2 protein-coding genes are annotated in these 3170 nt (G+C 73.0%); both read left to right on the forward strand.

Going from position 1 to position 3170, the window contains the following annotated elements; all coding sequences use genetic code 11:
* Positions 1 to 10: 10 nt before the first annotated feature.
* Entirely contained in the window at positions 11 to 1543 is a 1533-nt protein-coding gene (locus IQ216_RS12870) for a SpoIID/LytB domain-containing protein (RefSeq protein ID WP_193815790.1), read from the forward strand.
* Positions 1544 to 1567: 24 nt separating this feature from the next.
* The gene (locus IQ216_RS12875; RefSeq protein WP_193815788.1) at positions 1568 to 2989 is read left to right on the forward strand and encodes a glycosyltransferase family 2 protein; all 1422 of its coding nucleotides are present in this window, start codon (positions 1568 to 1570) and stop codon (positions 2987 to 2989) included.
* The last annotated feature ends 181 nt before the right edge of the window (positions 2990 to 3170 follow it).

Genomic DNA, 3170 nt, shown 5'->3' on the forward strand with positions numbered 1-3170 from the left:
CACCGCCTCCCTGCGCCATCTGGCCCTCGCCAGCCTCTGGGCCGGTGCCCTGCTGGTGGGCACGGGTTGCTCGGCCCAGCCTCTCGCCCCGCCCCCGCTCCAGAGCACGCTGCGCTGGCCGGTGCCGGCGCCGCCCCGGATCGACCCCGCCAAGCCGGTGCTCTGGGTGGGCCTGGCCCCCCGGCTGAGCGCGGCGATGCCCCTGGAGCTGCGCAGTGGCGGTGGCCTGATGACCCTGGTCACGGCCTCCGGTGGCCGCTACAGCTCGCCGCGCCTGGTGCTGCATTGGCGCACGGTGCCGGTGCAGCCGGCGCTGGAGATTCGTCGCCAGGTGCTGGGCCCCTTCGCCAGCTTCGAGAGTGCCGAGGAGGCCGCCGGCCGCTGGCGCGCCGCCGGCGTGGCCCCGCTGATCGCCAATCCGCGCGAATGGGAGGTGTGGGCGCCCCTGGATGCGCCCCTGCCCGAGGGCCTCGGGCAGGCCCGGCGCGTTGAACAGACCCTCAGCCAGCGGCTGGTGCTGGAGCTGCGCCGCGATGACGGCCCCGTGCTGATGGAGGGGCCCGTGCAGCTGGAGACCCCAGGCGGGCTGCTCTGGCAGGGCGGTCTGTTCCAGGGACCCTTCCGGCTCCAACCCGATGCCTATGGCACCTGGGCACTGGTGGAGGAGGTTCCCGTGGAGCGCTATCTCCAGGGGGTGGTGCCCCACGAGATCGGTGCCGGCTCCCCGCCGGCCGCCCTCGCCGCCCAGGCGGTGCTGGCCCGCACCTGGGCCCTGCGCAACCAGATCCGCTTCCATGTGGACGGCTACCACCTCTGTGCCGATACCCAGTGCCAGGTCTATGCCGATCCACGCCAGGCCGGCGCGGCCGTGCGCCAGGCCATCGCAGCCACCCGCTCCCAGGTGCTGAGCTGGCAGGGGGAGCCCATCCACGCGGTGTATCACGCCACCAATGGCGGCGTGGCGGCCGGCTTTGAGGAGGTCTGGAGCGGGCCTCCCCTCCCCTACCTGAAGCCCTTTCTGGATGGCCCGCAGGCTCTCCAGACCCGTTTCCCGCTGCCCCTGGCGGCTGCCCAGGTGCCTCCGCTGCTCTCGGGGGGCTCGGCCCTCTACGGCGCCGACCATCCCCGCTTCCGCTGGAGCCGCACCATCACGGCGGGGCAGCTCGGCCAGGCCCTGCGCGCCACCGCCCCCCAGCTCGGCACCCCCCAGACCGTGTCGGTGCTGGAGCGGGGGGTGAGCGGCCGGGTGCTCGCCCTGGGCATCCAGGGCAGCGGCGGTTCCACCGTGCTGCGGCTGGATGCGATCCGCCGCACCCTGCGCCAGCTGCCGAGCACCCTGTTCGTGGTGGCGCCCAGCGGCGCCGGCAGCTGGCGCTTCGATGGCGGCGGCTTCGGGCACGGCGCCGGCCTCTCCCAGGCTGGAGCCATCGACCTGGCTCGGCGGGGCTGGACCCTGCAGCGCATCCTCAGCCGCTATTACCCCGGCACCACGCTGCAGCCCCTGTCTGCCCTGGACACCAAAGCACCTGGGAGTGCCCCTTAGAGTCCGCACACTTCCGGGAACGCCATGGCTGCGGACGGCAGTACCACCAACGTCCTGCGCCCGGCGGCGGCCGCTGCTGATCGCCGCCGCGGCAAATCGGCGCTGTTCGTGATCGCCTGCGGCTGGGCCGGCATGGTGCCCCACTGGCTCGATCCGGCCATTCGGCTCTGGCCCTCCACCGGCATGGCCCTGCTGCTGGGGGGCTACAGCGTCTACGCGGTGCTGTTGCCGGCGCTGGGGCGGGGCCGTGCCGGTGCGGCCCGGCAGGCAGCCGCCCCCAACCCTTCCCCAGCCGGGATCCCCAGCCCAGGCGCCAGTGCGGTGGATGTGGTGGTGGCCGCCCGCGATGAGCAGGCCGTGATCGGCCGGCTGGTGGAGCGCATCGCGGCGTTGCGCTACCCGGCCGGTCAGCTGCAGCTGTGGGTGGTGGATGACGGCAGTTCCGATGCCACCCCCCAGCTGCTGGCTGAGTTGCGCCAGCGCTTTGCCTTCCTGCGGGTGCTGCGGCGCGAGGCCGATGCCGGCGGGGGCAAGTCGGGAGCCCTGAACCTGGCCCTGCAGCAGCTCCAGGCTCCCTGGATGCTGGTGCTGGATGCCGATGCCGATCTGCAGAGCGACAGCCTCGAACGGCTGATCCCCTGGGCTGAGGCGGGCGAGTGGGCGGCGGTGCAGCTGCGCAAGGCGGTGGTGAACCCTCTGGGCAACTGGCTCACCCGGGCCCAGTCGATGGAGATGGCCCTCGACGCCGTGGTCCAGGAGGGGCGCCAGAGTCGCGGCGGTGTGGTGGAGCTGCGGGGCAATGGCCAGCTGCTGCGCCGTGAGGCCCTGCTGGTCGCCGGCGGCTTCAACGAGGCCACGGTCACCGACGATCTCGACCTCAGTTTCCGCCTGCTGCTGCAGGGGGCCTCGATCGGCATCCTCTGGGATCCCCCGGTGCGGGAGGAGGCGGTGCTCAGCCTGGCGGCCCTCTGGCGCCAGCGCCAGCGCTGGGCTGAGGGCGGCCTGCAGCGCTTCTTCGACTACGGGCCCGGGCTGTTGTCCCGGCAGCTGAGCCGCCGCCGCCGGCTCGATCTCTGCAGTTTCTTCCTGTTGCAGTACGCCATGCCCGTGGTGGCGATGGCCGATCTGCTCGGCGCCCTGCTCACCACCACGCCGCCGCTGATCTGGCCCCTGTCGTTCGTGGCGTTCGGGCTGTCGGGCTGCTCCATCCTGCTGGGCTGCCGCCGGCCCTCGGAGGGCCCGGTGTTCCCGCCCATGGCTCCCTGGAACCTGGCCCTCGGCATTGCCTATCTCGGCCACTGGTTCGTGGTGATTCCCTGGACCAGCCTGCGCATGGCCCTGCTGCCCAAGCGCCTGGTCTGGGCCAAGACGCTGCACCTGGGCGAGTCCGGCTCTGCGGACCCCTCAGCCGAGGACGCCTCGGTGGAAGACCCCGCGGTGGCCTGAGCCCAGCCTCCGCTGCTCAGGCCACATCCTGGCCGGCGTCGTCGAGGGGCCCATCCAGTTCCACCACGTCGCCGTTGAAGAAGTCCGCCAGACGGCGGGCCTTGTCATCCAGGGGGGAGGAGTGGCCAGGGCCTGGCTCGCCGGCTGCCCTGGCCGGGCCTGCGGAGCTGCTGCTGGGGGC

The sequence above is a fragment of the Cyanobium sp. LEGE 06143 genome, assembly GCF_015207535.1.
Classification (GTDB): domain Bacteria; phylum Cyanobacteriota; class Cyanobacteriia; order PCC-6307; family Cyanobiaceae; genus NIES-981.

Excerpts from the sequence above, each read along its gene's own strand:
- IQ216_RS12875 (WP_193815788.1), top strand. The coding sequence starts at position 1,568 with ATGGCTGCGGACGGCAGTACCACCAACGTCCTGCGCCCGGCGGCGGCC.